The sequence below is a fragment of the Chryseobacterium sp. UF-81 genome (genome assembly GCF_058245105.1).
Window position 1 is genome coordinate 33,886 of sequence record NZ_JBSIBX010000006.1, and the last position, 24,439, is coordinate 58,324.

The following is a 24,439-nucleotide window of genomic DNA, read 5'->3' on the forward strand; positions in this document are numbered from 1 at the left end:
CATAATGAAAAAACTAACGCTTTCTTTGTTTTTATTGGCCGGAGTTTGCTCACTAAACACAGTGAACGGACAGGCAAAAGCCGTGAAAACAATAGCTAACGGTACAGATAAGGGCTTGGATATTAGCCTTATGGATACTTCTGTACGTCCGCAGGATGATTTTTATAACTACGTAAGCGGGACTTGGATGAAAACCGCTAAAATTCCATCTGATAAGCCGACCTGGGGAAGTTTCAACAAACTGGCTGAAGATACGGATAACAACTCAATGACTATTCTGAACTCTCTTCTGAAAGATAAATTTGAAGATGGAAGCGAGGGTAAAAAAATCCAGGATCTTTATGCTACTTATATGAATATGCAGAAGAGAAATGCAGACGGAATCAAACCTATTCAGGCTAACCTGAATAAAATTGATGCCATCAAAAATCTTGCTGACCTTCAGAATTATTTGATCTCTGTGACAAAAGACGGAGAAAATACTTTGTACGGATGGGGTGTTGATGCAGATCTTAAAGATTCTAAAATGAATGCCGTGTACTTAGGGAATGCTTCTCTGGGATTAGGAAGAGATTATTATCAGAAAGTAAACGAAAAAAATACAGAAGCTCTTGCTGAATATCAGAAGTATGTCGCTTCTATGCTTAAAGAATTAGGCTACAAAAATGCTGATGCAGCGGCAAAAGGAATCGTTGATTACGAGAAAAGCATTGCAAAAACGTATCTTACCAACGAACAGAGCCGTGACAATACACTGCAGTACAATCCTAAAACAATGGCTGAGCTTTCAACATTGGTAAAAGGTGTTGACATCCCTGCTTACCTTAAAAAAGTGGGAGTAACTACGGATAAAGTGATCATCGGGGAAATCGGATATTACAAAGAATTCGATAAACTGGTGTCTGCTCAGAGCCTTCCTGTCATCAAGGATTATTTGAAATTCCACATGATTCACGGAAGTGCTTCTTACCTGAGTGAGAAATTGGGTAATATGCGATTTGACTTCTATGGTAAATACCTAAGAGGCCAGCAGGAGCAGAGAGCACTAAACAAGAGAGGATTTGAGCTTATCAATAGTACGCTTGGTGAAGCTTTCGGAAAACTATATGTTGAAAAGTATTTCCCGGCTGAAGCAAAAGCACAGATGGTGGAGCTTATCGACTATTTAAAGAAAAGCTTTGCGGTTCATATCAATAACTTAGCATGGATGTCTTCTACAACGAAGGAAAAAGCAATGAACAAACTGAATAAGTTCACCGTAAAAGTTGCTTACCCGGATAAGTGGAAAGACTATTCAAAATTGGATATCGTTTCTGAAGCTAAAGGTGGAAATCTGTACAGCAATCTTCAGAATATTTCCGAATGGCAATACAATAAAGATCTGGCAAAAATCGGTAAAGCTGTAGACAAAACAGAATGGGGTATGACGCCGCAAACGGTAAATGCTTACTATAACCCGGTAAACAACGAAATCGTTTTCCCTGCCGCAATCCTTCAGCCACCGTTCTTCAATCCTAAAGCAGATGCTGCAGTTAATTTTGGAGGAATAGGTGCTGTTATCGGTCACGAAATGAGCCATGGATTTGATGATTCAGGGGCACAGTTTGATGCAGACGGAAACCTGGTAGACTGGTGGACTCCTGAAGATAAAGCGAACTTCGAGAAGGCAACAAAAGCTCTTGCTGCGCAGTATGACAAATACGAGCCGGTAAAAGGAACTTTCGTAAACGGTACTTTCACAAACGGCGAAAATATCGCTGACTTAGGAGGTGTAAATATTGCTTATGATGCCCTTCAGATGTATTTGAAAGATAAAGGAAATCCAGGGAAAATCAGTGGATTCTCTCAGGATCAGAGATTCTTCTTAAGCTGGGCAACCGTTTGGAGAACTTTATCCAGTGAAAAATATATGGTAAACCAGGTAAAAACTGACCCGCACTCTCCGGGATATTTCAGAAGCTTTGGCCCGTTAATCAACGTTGATGCTTTCTACAATGCATTTGATGTGAAAAAAGGAGACAAGCTTTATAAAGAGCCTGCAGACAGAATAAAAATCTGGTAATCATCACCAAAAAATAGCAAAAACCGTTCAGTAATGAACGGTTTTTTTGTTTTTTTAGATGAAGATGTTAGAATGGCAGGTAGCAGATGTAAGTTTCAAAATGCGGATTATTGAGGTACAAATTTCGAGAGTTTGGAATTGAATAATACTGGATCCTCTACTTAAAACTGTAAAACGCTCATATTCTGAACTCGAATTAACTTGTATCTCGAACCAAACTCCATATCCCGGTGTCAATTCTTCATCATTTATTAATTATCATTAATCACCTATTGTTAAAGTTTGTATATTTGATAAGTTTGTAGACAATCAAAAATTATCTTTAATGAAAAAGCTAAATATTGGAATACTGGCCCTTTCCGGCATTGTATTTTTAAACTCATGCGGAACGGCTAAAACTGCTGCTACAGAAACAAAATCTGAAACTACGGCAACCGTTACAGAACCCATAAAAAAAGAAGAAGTGAAAGAAGAAGGAATCAATTTATCTTATATGGATAAAAGCGTCCGCCCGCAGGATGACTTTTTTAGCTATGTGAACGGAAATTGGGTGAAAACCACGCAGATTCCTTCAGATAAAGCGAGCTGGGGCTCTTTCAATGCATTGAGAGAAAATGTAGATGATGCTTCTCTGGATATCCTGAACAAAATTTTGTCCGAAACATATTCTGAAGGTTCAGAAGGCCAGAAAATTCAGAATCTGTACGCATCCTTCATGGATGTGAATAAAAGAAATGCTGATGGATTGGCTCCTCTCAAAGGAGATCTGGCAAAAATTGAGGCGATCAAAAATCTTAACGATCTGCAGAAATACCTTCTTGAAGCCACAAAGTTAGGTGACAATTCCTTCTACGGCTGGAGGGTAAGCGCAGACATGAAGAACTCTAAAATGAATGCCGTATATCTTGGCGGTCCGGATCTTGGCTTAGGAAGAGATTATTATCAGAAAATAAATGATGCCAATACTAAAACTTTAGCAGAATACCAGATGTATGTCGGGAAATTATTCGGAGTTTTAGGCAATAAAAATTCAGAACAGGCTGCACAGAATGTGGTAGCATTTGAAAAGCAGCTTGCCAACTACCTGTTGACCCTGGAGCAGAACAGAGATGCCAACCTGAGGTACAATCCTAAAAATGTAAATGAACTTTCAGGACTGGTTAAAAATGTTAACCTTGCTCAATATCTTAAAGATGCAGGAGTGAATACCGATAAAGTAATCATCGGCGAACTGAAATATTACCAGAATATGGATCAGTTCATCACTGAAAAAAATCTTCCCCTGTTGAAAGATTATCTGAAATACCATTTAATTAACGGAAATGCCAGCAATCTTGATGATAAGCTTGAGCAGATCAGATTCGATTTCTATTCAAAATATCTTCAGGGACAGAAAGAGCAGCGTCCGATGGACAAAAGAGGGCTGAGTCTGGTAAATGGAGTTCTTGGTGAGGCTTTCGGAAAATTATATGTTGAAAAATATTTTACTCCTGAAGCAAAAGCCCAGATGGAGATGTATATTGATTATATTTTAAAATCATTCAAAACACATATCAATGATATGGACTGGATGTCTGCGGCCACTAAAGTGAAAGCTCAGGAAAAACTGTCTAAATTCACTGTGAAAATTGCCTATCCTGACAAATGGAAAGATTACACCCAGTTAAAGGTGGAATCTCCAAAACAGGGAGCAACACTGTACTCCAATCTTCAGAACGTAGCGGCGTGGCAATATCAGAGAAGTCTCGATAAAGTAGGAAAACCGGTTGATAAAACAGAATGGGGAATGTCTCCGCAAACTGTAAATGCTTATTACAGCGGATCGAATAACGAAATCGTTTTCCCTGCGGCCATTCTTCAGCCTCCTTTCTATAACCCTAAAGCTGATGCTGCCGTAAACTTTGGAGGAATCGGAGCCGTTATCGGACACGAAATTTCTCACGGATTCGATGACAGCGGTTCACGTTTTGATGGTGACGGAAACCTCAATAACTGGTGGACGGATGAAGACCGTAAGAATTTTGATGCGAAAGTAGGTCAGTTAGCAGCTCAGTACAGTGCCTATGAACCGGTAAAAGGTAGCTTTGTAAACGGTAAATTTACAAGCGGTGAAAACATTGGTGACCTTGGTGGAGTAGCAGTAGCCTACGATGCCCTCCAGATGTATCTGAAAGACAAAGGAAATCCCGGAAAAATCAGTGGGTTTACACAGGATCAGAGATTCTTCATGAGCTGGGCTACGGTATGGAGAACAAAATCTACCGACCAGTATATGATTAACCAGGTGAAAACCGATCCGCACTCTCCTGGAGTGTTCAGGGCATTCGGACCGCTGGTCAATCAGGATGCATTCAGTAAAGCATTTGATATAAAGCCTGGCGACAAAATGTACAAAGCGCCTCAGGACAGAATAAAAATTTGGTAGAATAACCAAAAATTGTTAGAAAAGAAAGAATCCATCCCCATTAAATGTGAGATGGATTCTCTTTTTAATAGGCTTTCTTATAATTCCGGAGGACAAAATTTATTCCGGTTTCAATAATGTCTCCCATAGTTTTACAATACTTGAAGTTGACGTCGTAGGTAAGTTTTTGCAAAGCTGTTTTCAGCTCTGTAACATTAGCTTCCGGCGCGATATCTTCTTTTTTCATAATAGCAATAAGTTCATCAAATCTGTTTTGGCTGCTGGTCACTCTTTTTACAATTTGAGAACGTACTTCTTTGCGGTATTGTTCTATTGAATTAGGCTTCAGTTTTTCCAGTACCATACTAACCATCGCGTTGTTTTCTTTGAAATACTGGGGAAGATAAACTTTCAAATTCCCTTCGTAGCTTTGCTGGTCAAAATCGATGGGGCGAATCTTATAAATAACCTGATCAAAATCGTGAATGGGAATAATAACATAATTATAAGAACGCATGTCACCCAACAGTCCTATCAGGCAACGCTCATTGAATTTTACAAATTCCTTTGAAATCTGTGCCTTTTCCAATTCTGTACAATTAAGTAAATGCTTCTGAATAAAAACATCTCCCGGAATTCCTAAGATATGCTCTTCTATCAGGGTATTTTTGTGGATAAGAAAATTAATTCGGTTGGGAGAAAGCAGGTCTTCAATTTCCAGTCCATATATGCGGGAAGCATCGGCCTGTTTAATATAAAAGTTGGTATGATTGTCATTGAGGATATTTCTCACCCGAATCCGGAAAGGTTTGGAGTTTCCGAAAGTACAAAAATCTATCGTATCTACTTTCAGATAAGGTAAGGTAGCCTCATCTCCGTCGGAATGAAGAAGGGTGTAAATCTTATTCAAATTAGCCTCTATTTCTTTAAATTCATATTCAGAATACAATACACCCAGCCACAGGGTATCTTTACCGTCCTTATCCAGAATATTTACACTGTCGCTGAATCTCAGCAAGTCTTCATATAAGAACTGAATATGGGTCGTTCTGTTATGTTTTTCCAAATACTGGTTTAATGCTTCCGAAACAGGATATATTGGTTTTCTAAATGCAATCTTTACATCTTTCATAATTGTGCTTACTTTGTTTAAATATAAAGATTTTTTCCTCACATCGGAAGAATTCTTATTTTAAAACCTGATTGATGCTTTTTTATAAAAGCCAGGCATACTAAGATTTATTTTTATCTTCCATACCTTATTTTATTTATTTTTCATAGTTTAGTGATATCGTAAAGTCATGATTTTACGTTATATATAAATTAGCTTAAATTAAATATTTCAAGAAAAATCTTTACAAAATTTTGTATGTTACAGTTTTTTTTTAAATTTAAACATTGGATTGGTAGTTTATTTGATTCATCAGTAAATTACTCAAAGACAGATCCAAACCAAAATCAAAAATCTCAAAATAACAATAATATGGCAATGTTTAATTATGGTGTTGGCGGCAACGAGGTAAAAGTAGACGCTAATGAGGCTATTCAGGAAATACAGGAAAACAAATCGCTGATCGTGAGCCAGCTTACTACAGAAGAATCCTATACCCCTGAAATCGTAACAGGATTAAAAACTGTGGACGACGTCTTCAGACATTTTCAACCATCCGTAGCTGTACAGCACGAAACGGAAGATGGTGGGGTAGTAGAGGAGGAATTCCGTTTTCAGAATCTTGCAGACTTTACCCCTAGAAATCTTACTCAGAAATCAGACTATTTACAGCAGCTTAGCATGGAACAGGAGCAGTACAATAAAATCGTACGCCAGCTGAAGACCAATAAGATTCTGCGTAATATGCTTGAGAATGAACAGACCAGAGCTGCATTCATCGAAGTATTGAAAGATGTGGCACAAGAACTTGAAAAATAATTATTTACACTAAATCAAATCATGGATAGCAAATTACAGGCACAAGAAAGCCAACAGCAGAGTCAGCAGCAGCACTCAGGGCAGCCGAAAGGCAACCCGCTTGCGGAGCTTAATAAAATAGGAGGTTTTGGCTTTGTTGAATCCGTTGTAGACGGTATCGCCAATATGAACCCTACAAGAAAAGCCAGGAAAGAAATTTTCCTGACGGACACCAATAAATCAGACGAAAGAAAAGAGCTTCTTCAAAAAATAAACCTTTGGGTGAGTCTTTTGGAAGGAAATGAGTCTGCAGATAAAATGGCAGATACCTGCAAAACCAAAGCGCAGGCAGCAGACCAGAATCTAAAGACCAACCTGAAAAATACACTGGACGCGGTACGTCTGTTGGAAACCAACTACAGAACCGTAGCCCAGTTCTATAAAAATACAGAACTGGATAAAGTGGATAATGTAAGCATCGTTAATGCAAGCCTTGAACAGGTTTCAGATCTGGATAATCCTTTATTCATTGATGCTATTTCCGAAGAATTCAAAAACTATTACGACCGTTTAGACCTTAGAGACAACTATTCTATCCTGGCAATTCCCGGATATTTAGGCTCAAACAAAGTCATTGAAAAATGGGCAAAGATCTGTAACGAGAACAAAGTAATGATGGTTACCGACTTCGCCAATCTGGATAAGCCGGACGACGTAGTAGACTTATTCCATTCTGCAAACCTTACCGGTGGCGAGCTTCACAGAAGTAACGTTATTATGACTTGCAACTGGCTTGTAGGCAGAGGAAGAGCTGAAGAAGTAGGAGAAGAAGAAAATGTAGAGCTTCCGCCTTCCACTTCATTAGCCGGAAAAATCCACAAAACTCTGATGTCTCAGGTGGCAGCAGGTAAAAAGCATGGTAATATCAACGAAGTAGATGCCGTAAAATTCGAATTGAAGAAAAGTGAAATTTCTCAGTTAGAAAAAATGGGTCTTGTGCCAATGGTGAATGAATATGGTAAGATCATGGCATTCTCAGCTAAAACACTGTTTACAGGAGATAACATCGGTCTTCAGACCTATTCAGTAGTACGTGTATTCGACTATGTAACTAAAGTTTTACTTGACTTCCTGAACAGAAGAGCCTTCGAAAACTGGAATGCCAAAAATGAAGACGATTTGAGAAGACAGATTGTAACCTTCCTTGACAATATCAAAGGTCCGGACAAATTGATTGAAAAGTTCAAAATTGTTCGTTTCGAGCAGGACAGAGTCAATAAAGACAGAGTATGGCTGGATATCCGTATGACACCTTATTTCCCTACAAAAAGTTTCGTTATTAAATTGGACGGACACAAAGGAGATGATGGTAACGAGTGGGATGCACAATATACTCAGGAATAAAAACAACCCAATTATAATAACAAAACCGATGCATTTTTACATCGGTTTTTTACTGCCAATTCATATGAAAATTAATGTGATCAAAAATAGTTTAAGCCTCTTTCTGCCTGTACTCCTGCTGATTGTATTGTCGGGATGTGAGAAAAAATACCAGGCGCCGGACCATTATGCAGTAGACCTTTTTAAAGACGAACGGCAGCAGGGAAAAGCCTATATCATGAATGAAGAGGAATGCTTTGACGGCAGCGAGCTGGTTATTGCAAGTTCCAATGTCAAGCTTACCGACAGTTCAAAAGGAAGAGGAAAAACATTCTTTCTTTACAAGGTAAGATCCGGAAAAGTACTGAAAACGATAAGAGATTCAGTGATGGATTATCCGTTCATGTTTCTTTCTGATCAAAGGCTGAAACTTAAACCGGATTCAATCTACCTTTACCTGAAAAAACTTGAAGGTTACCGGTTTATTGCTGCGGAAAGAAATCTCAGATATCAATGGCTGAAAGCAGCACCGGTATATTCCGTTAAAAAGGATAAATAATTTATCTTTGCAGGACGGAATTTCATCTTTTTTATTCTATTGAGAAAATAGTCTGAACTGAAAATTCCCTCAAATCATTTAAACAGACAAAGGTTTTTGGAAAAAGATAATAAAAGTTCAGATTTTCTTCATATTGGAAATAAATTACTGAACTGGTACGGAAAAAATGCAAGAGATCTGCCTTTCAGACAGACAAAAGACTCTTATAAAATCTGGATCTGCGAAATTGTTTTTCAGCAGACAAGGATCAGCCAGGGACTCAATCATTATAATAACTTTATTAAAAGATTTCCGGATGTAAAGACGCTGGCTGACGCGGAAGAAAATGAAGTGCTGCTCTACTGGAAAGGTCTTGGATATTATTCAAGAGCTATTAATATCCACAAAGCCTCACAACAGATCATGAACGATTATCATGGTGATTTCCCTGCCGATTATGAAGAGATTTTAAAATTAAAAGGAGTCGGGAAATATACTGCTGCGGCAGTTTCAAGCATCTGCTTTGGAGGTAAAATGCCGGCTGTTGACGGTAATTTTTACAGAGTTTTAAGCCGTATTTTTGCTGATGACTTTGATATTTCCAATTCCAGGGCTTTCTCCTATTTTTCTCAATTGGCAACTTTAGTCATGCCCGAAAATGTAGGCGATTTTAATCAGGCTATGATGGATCTGGGCTCGGAAATCTGCAAACCTAAAAATCCGCTTTGTGGCGAATGTCCGGTAAATGACGACTGTCTTGCATTTTCCATGCAGAAAACATCAGAGTATCCTGTAAAAACCAAAAAAGTCAAAACAGAAGATCTCGCGCTGAAGTATTATTTTGTACACAGAAGCGGACAGTTCTTAATCAGGCAAAGAAAAGATGACTTCATCTGGAAGAAATTATTTGAATTTCCAACGGAAATTTCTTCAGAGCTGGAACCTTTTATCAGGAATGTAAAAACCATCACCCATAAGCTTACCCACAAGAATCTCAGTATTGAAATTTCAAATGTTGAGGTTGATTCAGAAGCAGTTTGGGACAGTTTTACAGCCGAAAATCAGTACATCATTACAGACTTTGAAGGTTCTCACGACAAATCTTTTCCCAAGCCTTTGGAAAACTACATCCAAAACTCACTGAAAGACTGAAATTTGTCTCCCAAAATCTAAAATCTAATTTGTACTTTTGCAAAATGATAAAAAACGTCATTTTTATTTTTGTATCACTGCTTTTAATTTCATGCGGAAAAGATCATGTTCCAAAACCTTACGGGGAACTTCGCCTGGAATATCCGGCACCGAAATATCAGAAGTTTGAGAATAACTGTGCCTATACTTTTGAATATTCAGACTTTGCATCGATTTCCGATGCTAAGAAACCATGCTGGTATTATATAAATTACCCAAAAATGAAAGCTAAGGTCTTTGTGACCTATTATCCGATACAGAATGATTTTGCCGACCATATCAAAGAAGCTGAGAAAATGGTGTATGAGCATACCATTAAAGCGAGTTCCATAGATACCAAATCATTCGAATACCCGGACAAAAAGGTGTATGGAAACTTCTATGAGCTTAAGGGCCAGAGTGCTTCCAATCTTCAATTTTACATTACAGACAGCACAAAACATTTCGTGACTGCTTATTTATACTTTAATACAAGGCCAAAACCTGATTCTTTGGCCCCGGCAGTGAGCTATATCAAAGATGATATGAAGCATCTGCTGGACACTTTTGAATGGAAAAAATAATTGACTTTAAAATACATTGAAAAATATATGAAACTTTTAGTTGTAGGAAGCGTTGCATTTGATGCAATCGAAACGCCATTTGGTAAAACTGATAAAATTTTAGGAGGGGCAGCTACTTATATTAGCATCACTTCATCCGTTTTAGGCGTTAAATCTGGTATTGTTTCCGTTGTTGGAGGAGATTTCCCACAGGAGCACCTTGATATGTTCACAGACAGAGATGTAAATATTGAAGGAATCGAGATCGTGAAAGAAGGAAAAACATTCTTCTGGTCCGGGAAATATCATAATGATCTGAATACCAGAGATACTTTGGCTACAGAAGTAAATGTTTTGGAGAATTTTGATCCGAAAATTCCAGATTCTATGCAGGATGCAGAGATTCTTCTGCTTGGTAACCTACACCCTGGCGTTCAGCTGTCCGTACTGGAGAAAATGAACAAGCGCCCAAAACTTGTTATCCTTGATACCATGAACTTCTGGATGGATTCAGCATGGGATATCCTGATGGATATGATCGCTAAAACAGATGTTATTACCATCAATGATGAAGAGGCAAGACAGCTTTCAGGAGAATATTCTTTAGTAAAAGCAGCTAAAAAGATCCACACCATGGGTCCTGACTATGTAATCATTAAAAAAGGAGAGCACGGTGCTTTACTTTTCCACGACAATAAAGTATTCGCTCTTCCAGCACTTCCGCTGGAAGAGGTTTTTGATCCAACCGGGGCCGGAGACACTTTTGCAGGAGGTTTTGCAGCTTATCTGGCTAAAAAAGGTAAGTTTGATTTCGATACCATGAAGTCTGCTTTGATCGTAGGTTCGGCAATGGCTTCCTTCACCGTTGAGAAATTCGGAACAGAAAGAATTCAGGAAGTAAATGAAGCTGATATGTTCAGCAGATTAAGACAATTCAAAGAATTAACGACATTCGATGTCGAACTGCAATAAATAAGTCTTTTTAAGAAATATTTATAATAAAAAATTTAGACTAATTCGTTAAGTATTCTAAATTTGCAACTTGTTTAAAATAGTAAAATGACAAATAAACTAAAAATCACTTTTCTTCTTGGGATTTTCATGATGATATTCTCTTCAAACATGAATGCTCAGCTAAAACCGGGAGAACTAGTGGATGGTATTGCTGCTGTTATCGGGGATGAAATTGTATTGGAATCTGATGTGAATGAGCAGATGAACTATGCCAAACAACAGGGAGCCTCTGAGACTGACAAATGTGACTTTCTTGAGAACCTGATCAGCAACAAGCTTCTTGTATACGAAGCTAAAAAAGATACATTAATTGAAAACCGTTCTGCTGCCATTAAAGAGCAGGCCAATGCAAAATACCGCCAATTGCTTTCTCAGTTCCCTGATGAAAAAACTATGCTTGCTGCCTATAAATTCAGAAATGGCTATGAAATGAAAAACGCTATCGAAAAGATAGATGTAGATCAATACTACGGGCAGGCAAAATATCAGCGTATTACAGAAAAGGCAGACGTAACCCCGAATGAGGTTACAGACTTCTATAACCTTTACAAAATGCAGCTTCCGGAAATAAAGGATGAGATCTCTTTAGCACAGATCATGATATATCCTAAGCTTACAGAGGCCCATAAAGAAGATCTTATCAAAAGATTAAATAAAATCAAGCAGGATATTGCTGCCGGAGAAACTTTTGAAAGCCAGGCAAGAATTTATTCTGAGGATGAGGGGTCTGCTGCGAATGGAGGACTTTATAAAAATATAACCAAAGGACAGATGGTAAAGCCTTTTGAAGCGGCTGCACTGAACCTTCAGGAAAATGAGATCTCAGAACCTATTGAATCTGAATTCGGATACCATATCATACAGCTGATCAGGAAATCAGGGAAAGTATACGATGCAAGACATATCTTGTTGAAAGCAACTCCAACAGATGATGAAATAAAGACAGCAAAAGCAAAGCTGGATAGTATCAAAAAACTTGTTCTTGACGGTAAAATAACATTTAAAGATGCTGCTTTTAAATTCTCAGATGATAAAAGAACGAAATTCAATGCCGGAATTATTTCAGGTGCAGACGGTTCTGATAAAATTGAAAGAGAAAGTATTCCCGGATCTATCACTTACGAACTGGCAGGTCTGAACAAAGGAGATATTACTTCAGCTTTCGAAGATGAAGACAATAAAAGAAAAGTAGTGAAGATCATCAAATTAGAAGATGTTATTCCTGCCCACCAGATCACATTGGAAACAGATTATAACAGAATCAAACAGATGGCGCTCAATAAAAAGCGTAACGAAATGATTGAGAAGTTTGTCAACTCTAAATTACCGACAACCTTTATATCAATTGACGGACGCTATGACAACTGTAAATTCAAAGCCAACTGGAAAAAAGAATCAATCAAAAAATAAATACTAAACCTTCAGGATCCTGAAGGTTTTTTTATGCTGAAAAGTCAGGATATTCCCTTTAAAAACCACGTTTTTTAGTATTTTTACGCATGAGCAATTTTATAGATTTCAATTCAGCAAAAAAGCTTCAGGAGATGAAGACAGATCAAAATAGAATTACAGCCCTTTTTAATATACAATATCCTGTTATTCAGGCAGGAATGATCTGGCATTCGGGGTGGAGACTGGCTTCAGCGGTTTCCAACTGTGGAGGTTTGGGGATCATAGGAGCAGGAAGCATGTACCCTGATATCCTGAGAGAAAACATTCAGAAATGTAAATTGGCTACAGATAAACCATTTGGCGTTAATGTGCCTATGCTGTATCCTAACCTTGAAGAGATCATCCAGATCATTCTGGAAGAAGGAGTGAAGATTGTTTTTACTTCAGCCGGAAATCCTAAAACCTATACGGAGACCCTTCAGAAAGAAGGAATAACAGTTGCCCACGTCGTTTCCTCTACTAAATTTGCTGTAAAATGTGAAGAAGCAGGAGTAGATGCTGTAGTGGCCGAAGGTTTTGAGGCAGGAGGACACAACGGAAGAGATGAGACCACTACTTTTTGCCTGATCCCGAATGTAAAGAAACATATTTCCAAACCATTAATTGCTGCCGGAGGAATTGCATTGGGTTCCCAGATGAAAGCTGCTATGATCCTGGGTGCAGACGGTGTACAAATCGGTTCCCGATTCGCTGCTACCGTTGAAGCAAGTGCTCACGAAAACTGGAAAAAGAAAATTACAGAACTGAATGAAGGGGATACCCATCTTACTTTAAAAGAACTGGCACCTGTAAGAATGGTGAAAAACAAGTTCTTTGGTGAGCTGGAAGACATCTACCAGTCGGGAAGAGATAAAGAAGCTTTAATAGCATCATTGGGACGTGCAAGAGCAAAGCGTGGAATGTTTGAGGGAGATATGGAAAACGGCGAGCTGGAAATAGGACAGGTTTCTGCTTTGATCAATGATATATTACCGGTAGAAACCGTTTTCAGTAATTTATTGAAAGAGTTTAAAGAAGCAAAAGTGCCAAGTTTATAGAATCTGAATGAATGGAAGAGAGAATAATTGAAGTAAGAGATCAGAAACTTTATATAACATACAACAATGCATCCAAAGAAAAGCCTGTTATCGTTTTTCTTCATGATTCCTTGGGCTGTGCACAACTTTGGAGAGATTTCCCATCAAAACTGTCTGAAATTACGGATTCTAATATCCTCATATATGACAGATTAGGCTATGGGAAATCCGGAACAATGCCTACCCATGAAAGACCGGTTAATTATATGGAACTAGAAGCCGATCTGTTGAATGATTTGCTGACAGAGCTTAATATCAACAATGTTGTTCTATTCGGGCACAGTGACGGTGGGACAATTGCCCTCATCACGGCTGCTAAGTATCCCGAAAAAATACAGGCTGTAATCTGTGAAGCAGGACACATTTTTGTAGAAGAGGTTACATTAAAAGGGATCTATGATGCCTGGGAAGCATACAAAACGACCAATCTTGCCGAACGTCTTGCCAAATATCATGGAGACAAGGTAGAAATGCTTTTCAGGGCCTGGACAGAAACCTGGACCCGTGAAGACTACAGAAGCTGGAATATTGAATACCTTTTAAAAGATATTCAATGTCCTTTGCTTTTCATTCAGGGGGATGCTGACGAATATGGTACACTGGATCAGGTTGAAAAAACAGTTTCTCAGGTAAGCGGTCCTGCAGAAAAATATATCATTCCGGGAATAGGGCATACGCCGCATAAAGAAAATCCGGAGCTTGTTTTGGCTAAGGTATCAGAATTTATAGAAAAAATATAGCTGTAAGCATAATCAGTAATAAGAGCATCTTGCGTTACATGGTGCTTTTTATTTTCAGTCAGGTAATTGAACAATATCTGATTTAAATTGTTATCTATATTTTCTGTACAAATTGATGAGTTGTGTTTGAATGAATTATATTAATAGCAGTTGAATTTCTGCTGCGATATTTTCTCTCGCCTGCTGCTCATATTTGTCCCTGAAATGCTCTGTTTTGAAAATACTTTCCAGTTCCAGGAAGTTCTTTAATACTTTTTTTCTTCCCGGTTTGTAGAGAAGATCAGGGTAAAAGGCATATTCTTTCCGGATCTTCCCGGTATAGTCAAAATAAGTCGCAGAATCTTTTCCCAGGATAGAAAGATCTGCATCCAGAAGATAATTTGTATCCGGATCATCTGACTTTTGGTGGGATTTGGTAGCTAAGATCTGACTTTCGGTTTTCGAAATTTTAGTTTGGGTCAATCCTATTTTATGGAGTCGTTCTGCAGCATATGACGCACTTCTTTCTTCATTGGACTTTGAAGAAGAATCATAAATAACATCGTGGTAAAAAACGGAAAATGAAACAGTAAAAAAATCGTCAATATCGTTTTTTACACTTTCCAGTTCCATGAACATATTTTCAAGATGAAAAAGATCGTGATAGTACCTGCCTTTTCCGGAATATCTGGTTTCAATTTCTTGCCACAGATTTTCAACAAGACTCCTGTCTTCCGTAAAATGAAGGCAAAGATCTGTGAAGTTTCCTTTCAGATTCATGATAATGGATATAAAAAAAAGGAACTTTTAAAAAGTTCCCTGATTTGATTCCAATACTGCTTTCAGATCAGCCCAGCCTCCGCCGTTATAACCGTCTTTCAGGCCCTGGCCATTAAGGTATTCCAATGCTTTTCCGCTTCTGTTTCCGCTTCTGCAGAACAGAATCACAGGTTTTTCGATAGATAAGATTTCTTCCTTTCTGTCTTCTACTTCACCAAGAGGAATATTTTTGGCGCCATCTATATTGCCGTCCATTTCAAGCTCCATCGGCTCACGAACATCAATTAATTCATAATTTCCAGACTGTATAACTTCTATTAAAGACATAACTGTGTAGTTTAAGATTAAAAATAATAACGAAAATACGCAATTTTTTCCTGAAAAAACTCTTTATCAAAACTTAAATTTTCCCAAAAATGCTTAAAACTTCAGGTGCATTCACTTCTTACCGATAACCGTAAGATTCATAAATTAAGCTTAATTTTGCAGAATGGAAATTCTAAATGGCGGTGCCGAAAAATATTCCCAGCTTATAAAATCCAAAGCACAGCATTTTGGGTTTCAAAGCTGTGGGATATCGAAAGCAGCATTTTTAGAAGAAGACGCTCCGAATTTAGAAAAATGGCTCAAAAATAATTTCCACGGTGAAATGAAATACATGGAAAACCATTTTGATAAAAGATTGGATCCCAGGTTGCTTGTGGAAGGCTCGAAGTCTGTTATTTCACTGTCCTATAATTATTTTCCAAAAGAAGAAATCCCGGCGCTGGAAAATTATAAAATTTCAAAATATGCCTACGCAGAAGATTACCATGAAGTCGTGAAAGAAATTCTCCGTGAGATGGTTTCAGAACTGCAGGAGGAAATAGGAGAGTTTGGGTTCCGGGTTTTTGTGGATTCTGCACCCGTCCTGGAAAGAAGCTGGGCCAGAAAGTCGGGAATTGGATGGGTAGGAAAAAACGCCAATCTCATCACAAAACAGAATGGCTCCTTTTATTTTTTGGCTGAAATTATCTGTGATCTTGAGCTCATTCCCGATCATGCCACTACAGACCATTGCGGGACCTGCAGGAAGTGTATTGATGCATGTCCTACGGATGCCATTGTTTCCGAAAAGATCATTGACGGAAGCCGCTGTATTTCTTACGCGACTATAGAGCTCAAGAACGAAATTCCCGATCATTTTAAAAATAAGATGGAAGACTGGATGTTCGGTTGTGATATTTGCCAGGATGTATGTCCCTGGAACAGGTTTTCTTCACCCAATCTTCAGAGCCGTTTTGCTCCCAATGAATCCCTGAAAAATTTCAAAAAAGGAGAGTGGAAAGAAATTACCCAGGAAATATTTTCTGAGATCTTCAGGAAATCCCCTGTAAAGAGGACCAAATTTGCCGGCCTGAAGCGGAATATTGAATTTTTGGAACGTTCTTCAGATAAGCTTTAGGATAAATTTTTGGTGACGAATCCTTATCTGGAATTTAGAAGTTCCAAAGCTAAGGAGGATAAATGACCATCCCTTAAGCTGTCGGTCTTAAGGAGGTTAAGATTTAATTCAGTAAGAATCTCTGAAAAAACTCTTCCTTAAAAAGGAAATTGATTTTCAGGAGACGAATGTCCCACAGAAAATCAACGTTTTTTTTGTACTCTTTTTGGAGCTGTTTTTACCCGTACTTTAAATCTTTTTTGTGATTTTGTATTTTTACGCATATTTGTGAATATTTCGTAATTAAATTTAATCATTTTTTCGATTAAAACAAATACTTTTACAGAAAATTGAAGATTAAATTTTATTAAAGCATGAGTGTTAAAATTATATTGCTGTTTGTTCTGAAAACCCTGGGAATTATTTTGGGAATTGTTGCTGTGTATGTTATCCTGGGACTTTTGCTGCCACTTATAGAAGTTTCAGCAGATAATGATGAACAGCCGAAAGATATTCCGATCTATATTTATACCAACGGTGTACATACGGATATTGTAATGCCTGTAAAAAATGATCTTCAGGATTGGGGGGCAAAAGTTCCGTTTTCCAATACAAAATCGAAAAGAACGGATTACAGTTATATAGGAATAGGCTGGGGCGATAAAGGTTTTTATCTGGATACCCCAACGTGGGCTGATCTGAAGTTTTCCACTGCCTTTAAAGCTGCCTTCTGGCTCAGTGATTCTGCCATGCACTGTTCCTATTACAAAACTATGAAAGAAGGAGAAGACTGCAAAATGATCATGATCAGCAGAGACCAATATAAAAATCTGGTAAAATTTATAGAAGATAAATTCGACAGGGATCAGAATGGAAACTTTATCCTCATTCCTACCAACGCTGTTTATGGTGTTAACGATGCCTTTTATGATGCGAAAGGAAAATACAGCTTCCTGAATACCTGCAATACCTGGGCAAATGATGCGCTGAAAGCCGCAGGACAGAAAGCTGCCCTATGGACACCTTCCGATTTCGGAATTTTCAGACATTACAAATAGTTTTCAATGAAGATTTTTGCCATAATTTTTGCTTTACTCCTTATATTTTCATGCACTAATGAATCTAAAAGAAGTCGTCTCGTTGTAACAAATGCTTCTGTTAAAGAGGAGAATAGGCCGGAAGTGGACCTGTCTGAAATTACAGCAAAAGCTGACGAAGCTCTGAAATTTTGTATTTCAAAAAAACTAAATACAGATTTTTGTATTCTGATCGATATGAGCCTTCATTCGGGAATTAAAAGATTTTTTGTCTGGGATTTCAAAACGGAGTCAGTGGTCAAGAAATATCTTGTGGGCCATGGCTGTGGCTTAAATTCCTGGAGTGCAGATGGTTCAAAAGACAATCCACAGTTCAGCAACGAAGACGGAAGCCATCTTTCATCTTTAGGGAAATATAAGCTGCAGGGAAGAGGTTACAGCGAATGGGGAATCAATGTCAAGTATCTGATGCATGGTCTGGAAGAAACAAACAGTAACGCTTTAAAAAGATATATTGTTTTCCATTCCTGGGACCAAATGAGTGACGAGGAAGTTTTTCCAAAAGGTTCTCCCGAAGGTTGGGGTTGTCCTACAGTGTCCAACAGGGCAATGAGAGAAATAGATCCTATGATTCAAAAGGCAGGGAAACCTGTTCTGATGTGGATCTATCAATAATATACCGGAAAAATTATGAAGCACCGTCTTGTCCGTGAGCAGCAGCTCAACTGCAGTATAGAAATAGCATGGAAGTTTTTCTCCTCTGCCGGTAATCTTTCCGAGATTACACCGAAAGACATGAATTTTACTGTCCTGACTACAATGGAAAATGATGAAATTTATGAAGGAATGCTCATCGATTATTACGTTTCACCTTTATTCGGAATAAAGATGAAATGGCAGACAGAGATTATTAAAGTTGATTTTCAGAAAAGCTTTATAGACTTCCAGAAAAAAGGACCTTATCAACTATGGCACCATCATCATGAATTTATCCCTAATGACAAAGGAGTGCTTATGAAAGATACTATTGATTATGAACTTCCGATGGGATTTTTGGGAGAAATAGCCCATCCTCTTTTCGTTAAAAAGAAAGTGGAACATATTTTCGACTACCGCTACGAAGTACTGGAAAAAATATTCAATAAAAATAATAAAGTGTAGGATATAATAAAGCCGCTCTGTGGAGCGGCTTTATTTATTATCTGACAAAATCTGCATGATGAAGCAGATAGTGATTTATTTAACCAATTCGATATTAACAGCAGAGAATCCTTTTGGAGATTTTTCTTTCTCGAAGGATACTTTGTTACCCTTTTTTACAGGATGTGCACAGCTGTTGTTGTGAAAGAAAACATTTTCTTTGCTGTTGTCTTCAGTAATGAAGCCATAGCCTTTCTCACTGTGGAAAGTGATGATCCCTGTCTTTCTGATTTCCTCTGCCATAATAGGAGCGGCACCAAGCTGGATCTCATCAATGTTTACTTCCTGTCTTTCTCTGTCTTCAGGAGGTGTAGAGGTAAGTCTTCCGAATTCATCTACATACATGAAAACATCTTCTGCACCTTTGTTGTTATTCGTTTTACGATCTTCGCGTCTCAGCGCTTTTTCTTTTTGCTTTTGAATTTTTTTCTTGAAATTTTCTTTTTTAGAAAAAGAGTCTGCCATAAATTATTCTAGTATTTAATTTTATATTGTAATTGTTTACCTGATCTGCCAAGTCTTATAAAGCTGCAGTCATCCGTCTGTTCTTCTTTATGAAACGAAGCGTCGAAAGCAGTTTGTTTGGGCGTTCATCAGTAAAAGAAGTGATTTTTAAAAAATGAGGCATCTGAAAAGCGGGAACTGAAAAGAAAGAATTTCTATACTGTAACAGAGGGCAAAGGCAGCGGCCTATTAATTAATATACAAATATACGACAATTAACTGAATAAACCTATTTTAAATCATTGATTATCAAAAAAGTATTTTCTGCTTTGAAAAACGGGCAGTCGTTTCACTAATTTATACATCAATAAAAAAATCCTCAGCTTGCTGAGGATTGTGGAAAATAATATATTATAAAAATGAAGTGGTGTATAATATGATTCATAGAGCAGCAAATGTTGTGCCTAAAAATCACATATTTTGGATTTTTTTTGTGTAGAAGCTCAATTTTAGAGCGGTTGCAGAGTGTATCCGGTTGGTACGTAGTGTGATATATCCTTTATGTGAGTAATATTTTTTCATCATTCATCCTAATGTATGGATGTAGGAATTTGGAATTCATTGCCATATCTAACTTTTATATACACTTTTAAGCTGTTGATATCTGATGTTCATCATTATTTTTTTTGCGGTTTAATTTTAGATTCATGAAAAAAAACTTCTATCTCCGTGCAGCGCTCTCAGTTATTCTGTTGATGCATAGTGTAATATCTATTTTCAGCGGCGATGTTAATCATTTTGGCCGTCTTTACCTGGATACCATAGGCTTCAGTCCTTTTGGAATTTATGTGGCCTGGGCTGTAAAGCTGATCCATCTTATCTCAGTATTTCTGATCTGGTGGGACCGGTATATAAAGGCAGTTTCTATCTGCCATATCATTATCCTGATTTTTGGAATTTATTTTGTGCACTGGCAAAATGGATGGTATGTTGTAGGTGGCGGTACCAACGGGATTGAATTCAATATTCTTTTAATTTGCTGTTTTTTACAGCTTATTTTTACCGGAAAGGAAGAAAACTGCAGTTCATAGACCATTGGTGTGGGTTACAGGTTTAAATTTTTATTTTCCGCTGAAAGATGGTATTTTGCATAGTAAATCCTATCACAATCAATGCCCGGCAGAAAATCAAAATTATACATCCATTTACTCTTTTGGATACTGTATTATATTCTGGAAGTTTATCTGGACTTTTACTGGTCAAGGTATCAGTTTCCTGGTGCCAAATGGCAGTTGAGGCTTCAGAATACTATTATTCTGGAACTTGGATATCTTCTGATTAAAATTCCGCTGGCTTATATTCTTCTGTATGTATACGAAAGAACCGGCCTCAAAAGATTGCTTACCTGTATTCTCTCTGTTATTATTCTTATGGCGGCGGTTCTTGCCCACAGGTTTTTTACCCATTATATCATTTATCCCCATATTTATGGAATTGCTGAAACATTGGACGGGAAACAGTCGTCAGGATTTATCAACGGGCTTGTGGCTTTTAACTCCTTTATGGATTTGATCTTTATGGCTGGCCTTATCTTTGGCGTCGAAATTACCAGGCAGAAAAACCTGCTGAAAGAACAAATTTCAAAGCTGAAATCAGAAAAGCTGGATCAGGAGCTTACCATGCTGAAAGCCCAGATCAATCCCCATTTTTTGTTTAATACCCTGAATAATATTTACGGAATGGCCCTTAAAAAAGCCGATGAAACACCTGATGTCATATTACAGCTTTCCAAAATGATGCGGTATAATATTTATGAGGCAGCCGAACGGTATATTTCTATAGAGAAAGATGTAGAGAATATCAGAGATTTCCTCCAGATCCAGAAGATCCGGTACCATGACCTGGTAATCCGTTTTAATGAGACTATAGATAATCCTTCCCAGGAGATTTCACCGCTTATTTTGATCCAGTTTGTGGAAAATGCCTTTAAACATGGTGTGTCGGAAACCTTTGGACAGAGTTTTATTCATATTGATATTCAGCTGAATAACGGTGTTCTTCATTATCATATTGAAAATTCAAAAGAAGAAAAGCCGCACGGAAATTCTACAAAAATAGGATTGAAAAATATCCGCAGGCAGCTTGAACTGCTTTATCCAAAGCATATTCTCACCGTTGAAAGTACCACTGAACGGTATATCGTAACCTTAATTATTGACCTCAATGACACATTCCGATTTTAAAAAATACAGCTGCATCATTGTAGAGGATGAGCCAATAGCTGCAGAAATTCTGGAGAATTTTGTTTCAAGAGACCAGGATCTTCATCTCGTGGCAAAATGCTCCGATGCCGTTTATGCCGGAAGCCTTTTAAACAGGCATGATATTGATCTGATATTTCTGGATCTCCACCTTCCGGTTGTAAAAGGCTTTGATTTCTTGAAAAAACTGAAAAATCCGCCTCTTGTTATTGTGACTACTGCTTATCATCAATATGCTGTAGAAGGTTATGAGCTTGATATTGTAGATTATCTGATGAAGCCTGTTCCCTACGACAGGTTTACCAAAGCGGTTGAAAAATTTAAATACCTGATGAACGCAGAGGAAGCCTTATTGGAGGCAGCGGACCGCGAACACATTTTTATCAGCAGTGGAAAAAAGCAGATTAAAATTGTTCTTCATGATATCTTTTTTATTGAAAGCTTACGGGAATATATTCACATTCACACCAAAAAAGGAATGATCACTGTGAAAATGCCGATCAGCAGGATAGAAGAAAGTCTGGATCCTAAAATATTCCTGAGGATTCACAAATCTTATATTATTTCGAAATCTAAAATTGAAGTACGCTCTGCCAGCATGATACAGGTAATGGGCAAAAAGCTTCCGATTGGCAGGACTTATAAGCCTTCCATAGAGCTGTAAACCTTCATAGACTAATAGCTTTATTTGATAGCTGTTTCTTTTATTATTCTTCAGTTTTGGGCAACTTTGAACTGTTAAACAACTCCCGGGAGCTTAAAGGATAAATAAAGTTTGAATAAAAGAATGACCGATTGCAGTAATTAGAATATATGTGGATGTTAGTATTCTGAGGAATACGGATTGGCTTAATCATCTTAAGCCAATTTTTTTATTTGATATAACCTGAAAAAAAACTCTGGTATCACAATCGGTACCGGAGGTTTTTCTATATTTTGAAAACTATGAAGCCTTCATTTCTTTTTTATCCCATATACTTTTGATAATAAAGAACAATCCTAAAAACAGAAACGGGATGCTTAAAATTTGTCCCATATTCAGGCTCATTCCCTTTTCGAAATCAACCTGGTCCACTTTTATAAATTCTACAAAGAACCTGACAATGAAGATCAGTAGAGTAGTGATGCCGAAATAAAAGCCTTTTCCAACCTTAAAGATGTTTTTCGTATAGATATAATATACCAGAAGGAAGACCACCAGATAGCATACCGCTTCATACAGCTGGGCAGGATGTCTCGGAATATTGTCTATCTGCCTGAATATAAATGCCCATGGCGCTGTAGAGGGTGTTCCTATAATTTCAGAGTTCATCAGATTGCCTAACCTGATAAATGCTCCGGCCAGAGGAGTGGCAATAGCGATCACATCCAAAACAGTCATAAACTTTATGGAAAACTTTCTTGCATAGATCAGAAGCATAATAATAAGCCCGATTCCGCCACCGTGGCTTGCCAGTCCTGCGTATCCAGAGAAATGATAGGCTCCGTCAATCCCTTTCTGGATCGGCAGGAATATCTCAATAGGATGCTGGGAATAATAATCGAAATCGTAAAAAAGGCAATGTCCTAATCTGGCACCTGCTAAAATCCCTATAAATGCATAAGAAAAAAGTGCTTCATGAGCCTGTTGGCTTAGATTTTCTTTTTTATAAATGGTCTTTAGGATGGTGTAGCACAGAACAAGTCCGGCCAGAAACAGCAGGCCATAGTATTTAAGAGGGAATCCGGCAATATTGAAAATTTCAGGACTTACATCCCAGTTAACATATAATAAATTCATTGATGATGATTGTAGAATTATTTTAGGGGACAAATATAGCAGGATATAGACGTTTTTAGGGAATATAAGTCAGACTTTAGGACATTTTTGGGGAATATATCATGTTTTACAGAGAGAAAAAATAAGCTTTTAATATACATTTAAGCAGAGATTCTGTTACAACTTCGCTACATTAGGATACTGTTTCATTGAGAGAATTTCGGAACTTTGTTCCAGTAAAATCTTCCTGTATTAACCGGAAATTATAAAAATTATGCAAACAATATTAGGTGCCAACGGACAGATTGGCGAAGAATTAGCCAGAGAACTGAAAAAAAATTACACATCAGATATCAGAATTGTGAGCAGAAATCCTGTAAAAGTAAATGATACAGATACTGTGTTCCCAGCAGATCTTTCAAAACAGGAAGAAGCAATCGAAGCCGTAAAAGGAAGCGAAATTGCTTATTTTACTTTGGGAATGCCCATGAATACAGATTTATGGGAGAAACAGTTTTCAGTGATACTGAGAAATGTAATCGATGCCTGTAAAATCAACGGGACAAAACTGGTGTTTTTTGATAATACCTATATGTATCCGCAGAACAGCAGGATTCTCACAGAGCAAACGCCATTTGCACCTGTCGGGAAAAAAGGGAAAGTGAGGCAGCAGATGGCTGAAATGCTTTTAAAAGAAATAAAAACCGGGCAAATAGAAGCTGTTATATGCCGTGCTCCCGAATTTTATGGTCCCGGAAAGACGCAAAGTATTACCAATACCCTGATCTTTAATAATATCAAGGCTCATAAAAAACTGAAAGTTCCTTTAAGAGATGATACGGCAAGAAGCCTGATCTGGACACCGGATGCCAGCAGAGCAACGGCCCTGATTGGAAATACGCCGGATACATATGGGCAGACCTGGCATCTTCCGGTAGACAGCAATAAGCTCACCTATAAGCAGTTTATAGCCTTGGCATCACAGATCTATGGAAGGGAATTAAAATATACTGTCATTCCAAAGTTTGTGTTTAAGATAAGCGCCCTTTTTAATAAACAGGCGAAAGAGCTGCAGGAGCTGCTTCCAAGATATGGGGATGATAATATATTTGATGATTCAAAATTCAGAAAACGTTTCCCGGATTTTAAAATAACTTCATATAAACAGGGGATAGAGCAGATAAAAGAAGAACAGAAAAAATAGTAATTTTAGGGACGGAAGACGGAAGGCGGAGGATGGAAACC

The 24,439-nt window shown here is 37.8% G+C and carries 24 protein-coding genes; 19 read left to right on the top strand and 5 right to left on the bottom strand.

The window, feature by feature from the left end; translation table 11 throughout:
• Positions 1 to 4: 4 nt before the first annotated feature.
• On the top strand, positions 5 to 2,062 hold the full coding sequence (locus AC4IFE_RS10085; RefSeq protein WP_490756774.1) for a M13 family metallopeptidase: 2,058 nt from the start codon (positions 5 to 7) through the stop codon (positions 2,060 to 2,062).
• Positions 2,063 to 2,387: 325 nt separating this feature from the next.
• Complete coding sequence (locus AC4IFE_RS10090) at positions 2,388 to 4,487, top strand: M13 family metallopeptidase (protein WP_490756775.1); 2,100 nt, start codon at positions 2,388 to 2,390, stop codon at positions 4,485 to 4,487.
• 64 nt (positions 4,488 to 4,551) lie between these two features.
• Here AC4IFE_RS10090 and AC4IFE_RS10095 read toward each other — a convergent pair whose 3' ends face one another.
• Complete coding sequence (locus tag AC4IFE_RS10095; RefSeq protein WP_490756777.1) at positions 4,552 to 5,598, bottom strand: hypothetical protein; 1,047 nt, start codon at positions 5,596 to 5,598, stop codon at positions 4,552 to 4,554.
• 351 nt (positions 5,599 to 5,949) lie between these two features.
• On the opposite strand from AC4IFE_RS10095, the gene AC4IFE_RS10100 reads away from it, so the two are divergent.
• The 9 genes from AC4IFE_RS10100 (at position 5,950) to AC4IFE_RS10140 (ending at position 14,311) form a co-directional block, all read left to right on the top strand.
• Positions 5,950 to 6,396 carry a type VI secretion system contractile sheath small subunit gene (locus tag AC4IFE_RS10100; RefSeq protein ID WP_223558606.1) on the top strand — a complete coding sequence of 149 codons (447 nt, stop codon included), beginning with the start codon at positions 5,950 to 5,952 and terminating at the stop codon, positions 6,394 to 6,396.
• Between the two features lie 21 nt (positions 6,397 to 6,417).
• On the top strand, positions 6,418 to 7,779 hold the full coding sequence (locus AC4IFE_RS10105; protein ID WP_111956046.1) for a DUF5458 family protein: 1,362 nt from the start codon (positions 6,418 to 6,420) through the stop codon (positions 7,777 to 7,779).
• Between the two features lie 28 nt (positions 7,780 to 7,807).
• Positions 7,808 to 8,317, top strand: coding sequence for a hypothetical protein (locus AC4IFE_RS10110; protein WP_490756779.1), 510 nt, complete (start codon positions 7,808 to 7,810; stop codon positions 8,315 to 8,317).
• Between the two features lie 96 nt (positions 8,318 to 8,413).
• Positions 8,414 to 9,448, top strand: a complete 1,035-nt coding sequence (gene mutY / locus AC4IFE_RS10115; RefSeq protein WP_490756780.1) for an A/G-specific adenine glycosylase — start codon at positions 8,414 to 8,416, stop codon at positions 9,446 to 9,448.
• Between the two features lie 44 nt (positions 9,449 to 9,492).
• The gene (gene gldD / locus AC4IFE_RS10120) at positions 9,493 to 10,050 is read left to right on the top strand and encodes a gliding motility lipoprotein GldD (protein ID WP_490756782.1); all 558 of its coding nucleotides are present in this window, start codon (positions 9,493 to 9,495) and stop codon (positions 10,048 to 10,050) included.
• A 27-nt stretch (positions 10,051 to 10,077) separates the two neighbouring features.
• Positions 10,078 to 11,001 carry a PfkB family carbohydrate kinase gene (locus AC4IFE_RS10125; protein WP_490756784.1) on the top strand — a complete coding sequence of 308 codons (924 nt, stop codon included), beginning with the start codon at positions 10,078 to 10,080 and terminating at the stop codon, positions 10,999 to 11,001.
• An 87-nt stretch (positions 11,002 to 11,088) separates the two neighbouring features.
• Positions 11,089 to 12,453 carry a peptidylprolyl isomerase gene (locus AC4IFE_RS10130; RefSeq protein WP_490756786.1) on the top strand — a complete coding sequence of 455 codons (1,365 nt, stop codon included), beginning with the start codon at positions 11,089 to 11,091 and terminating at the stop codon, positions 12,451 to 12,453.
• An 89-nt stretch (positions 12,454 to 12,542) separates the two neighbouring features.
• Positions 12,543 to 13,532 (top strand): NAD(P)H-dependent flavin oxidoreductase, encoded by a 990-nt coding sequence (locus AC4IFE_RS10135; RefSeq protein ID WP_490756788.1) that lies wholly within the window; start codon positions 12,543 to 12,545, stop codon positions 13,530 to 13,532.
• Positions 13,533 to 13,543: 11 nt separating this feature from the next.
• The gene (locus tag AC4IFE_RS10140; RefSeq protein WP_490756789.1) at positions 13,544 to 14,311 is read left to right on the top strand and encodes an alpha/beta fold hydrolase; all 768 of its coding nucleotides are present in this window, start codon (positions 13,544 to 13,546) and stop codon (positions 14,309 to 14,311) included.
• Positions 14,312 to 14,446: 135 nt separating this feature from the next.
• Here the strand turns inward: AC4IFE_RS10140 and AC4IFE_RS10145 are convergent, their stop codons facing one another.
• Together AC4IFE_RS10145 and AC4IFE_RS10150 are read right to left on the bottom strand one after the other, a co-directional pair.
• Positions 14,447 to 15,070: an HD domain-containing protein gene (locus AC4IFE_RS10145; protein ID WP_490756791.1), complete on the bottom strand. Its 624-nt coding sequence runs from the start codon at positions 15,068 to 15,070 to the stop codon at positions 14,447 to 14,449.
• A gap of 27 nt (positions 15,071 to 15,097) precedes the next feature.
• Positions 15,098 to 15,397 carry a rhodanese-like domain-containing protein gene (locus tag AC4IFE_RS10150; RefSeq protein WP_307263302.1) on the bottom strand — a complete coding sequence of 100 codons (300 nt, stop codon included), beginning with the start codon at positions 15,395 to 15,397 and terminating at the stop codon, positions 15,098 to 15,100.
• 163 nt (positions 15,398 to 15,560) lie between these two features.
• On the opposite strand from AC4IFE_RS10150, the gene queG reads away from it, so the two are divergent.
• The 4 genes from queG to AC4IFE_RS10170 all read left to right on the top strand — a co-directional run bounded on the left by queG (position 15,561) and on the right by AC4IFE_RS10170 (position 18,691).
• Positions 15,561 to 16,514, top strand: coding sequence for a tRNA epoxyqueuosine(34) reductase QueG (gene queG / locus AC4IFE_RS10155; protein WP_490756793.1), 954 nt, complete (start codon positions 15,561 to 15,563; stop codon positions 16,512 to 16,514).
• A gap of 353 nt (positions 16,515 to 16,867) precedes the next feature.
• The gene (locus AC4IFE_RS10160; RefSeq protein WP_490756794.1) at positions 16,868 to 17,551 is read left to right on the top strand and encodes a TIGR02117 family protein; all 684 of its coding nucleotides are present in this window, start codon (positions 16,868 to 16,870) and stop codon (positions 17,549 to 17,551) included.
• A gap of 6 nt (positions 17,552 to 17,557) precedes the next feature.
• Positions 17,558 to 18,205 (top strand): murein L,D-transpeptidase catalytic domain-containing protein, encoded by a 648-nt coding sequence (locus AC4IFE_RS10165; protein WP_490756795.1) that lies wholly within the window; start codon positions 17,558 to 17,560, stop codon positions 18,203 to 18,205.
• Positions 18,206 to 18,220: 15 nt separating this feature from the next.
• The gene (locus tag AC4IFE_RS10170; RefSeq protein WP_490756797.1) at positions 18,221 to 18,691 is read left to right on the top strand and encodes an SRPBCC family protein; all 471 of its coding nucleotides are present in this window, start codon (positions 18,221 to 18,223) and stop codon (positions 18,689 to 18,691) included.
• Positions 18,692 to 18,766: 75 nt separating this feature from the next.
• Here AC4IFE_RS10170 and AC4IFE_RS10175 read toward each other — a convergent pair whose 3' ends face one another.
• Positions 18,767 to 19,195: a cold-shock protein gene (locus tag AC4IFE_RS10175; RefSeq protein WP_111956070.1), complete on the bottom strand. Its 429-nt coding sequence runs from the start codon at positions 19,193 to 19,195 to the stop codon at positions 18,767 to 18,769.
• 686 nt (positions 19,196 to 19,881) lie between these two features.
• Between AC4IFE_RS10175 and AC4IFE_RS10180 the strand changes: the two genes are divergently transcribed.
• The 3 genes from AC4IFE_RS10180 (at position 19,882) to AC4IFE_RS10190 (ending at position 22,099) form a co-directional block, all read left to right on the top strand.
• Positions 19,882 to 20,265 carry a DoxX family protein gene (locus tag AC4IFE_RS10180; RefSeq protein ID WP_490756798.1) on the top strand — a complete coding sequence of 128 codons (384 nt, stop codon included), beginning with the start codon at positions 19,882 to 19,884 and terminating at the stop codon, positions 20,263 to 20,265.
• 81 nt (positions 20,266 to 20,346) lie between these two features.
• Positions 20,347 to 21,417: a sensor histidine kinase gene (locus AC4IFE_RS10185; protein WP_490756800.1), complete on the top strand. Its 1,071-nt coding sequence runs from the start codon at positions 20,347 to 20,349 to the stop codon at positions 21,415 to 21,417.
• A complete protein-coding gene (locus AC4IFE_RS10190; RefSeq protein WP_490756802.1) occupies positions 21,398 to 22,099 on the top strand; it encodes a LytR/AlgR family response regulator transcription factor in 702 nt (233 codons plus the stop codon). Before AC4IFE_RS10185 ends, AC4IFE_RS10190 begins: the two co-directional genes overlap by 20 nt.
• Positions 22,100 to 22,378: 279 nt before the next feature.
• On the opposite strand, the gene lgt is transcribed toward AC4IFE_RS10190, so the two are convergent.
• On the bottom strand, positions 22,379 to 23,215 hold the full coding sequence (gene lgt / locus AC4IFE_RS10195; protein ID WP_490756804.1) for a prolipoprotein diacylglyceryl transferase: 837 nt from the start codon (positions 23,213 to 23,215) through the stop codon (positions 22,379 to 22,381).
• 253 nt (positions 23,216 to 23,468) lie between these two features.
• On the opposite strand from lgt, the gene AC4IFE_RS10200 reads away from it, so the two are divergent.
• Entirely contained in the window at positions 23,469 to 24,398 is a 930-nt protein-coding gene (locus AC4IFE_RS10200) for an NAD-dependent epimerase/dehydratase family protein (protein WP_490756806.1), read from the top strand.
• Positions 24,399 to 24,439: the final 41 nt, after the last annotated feature.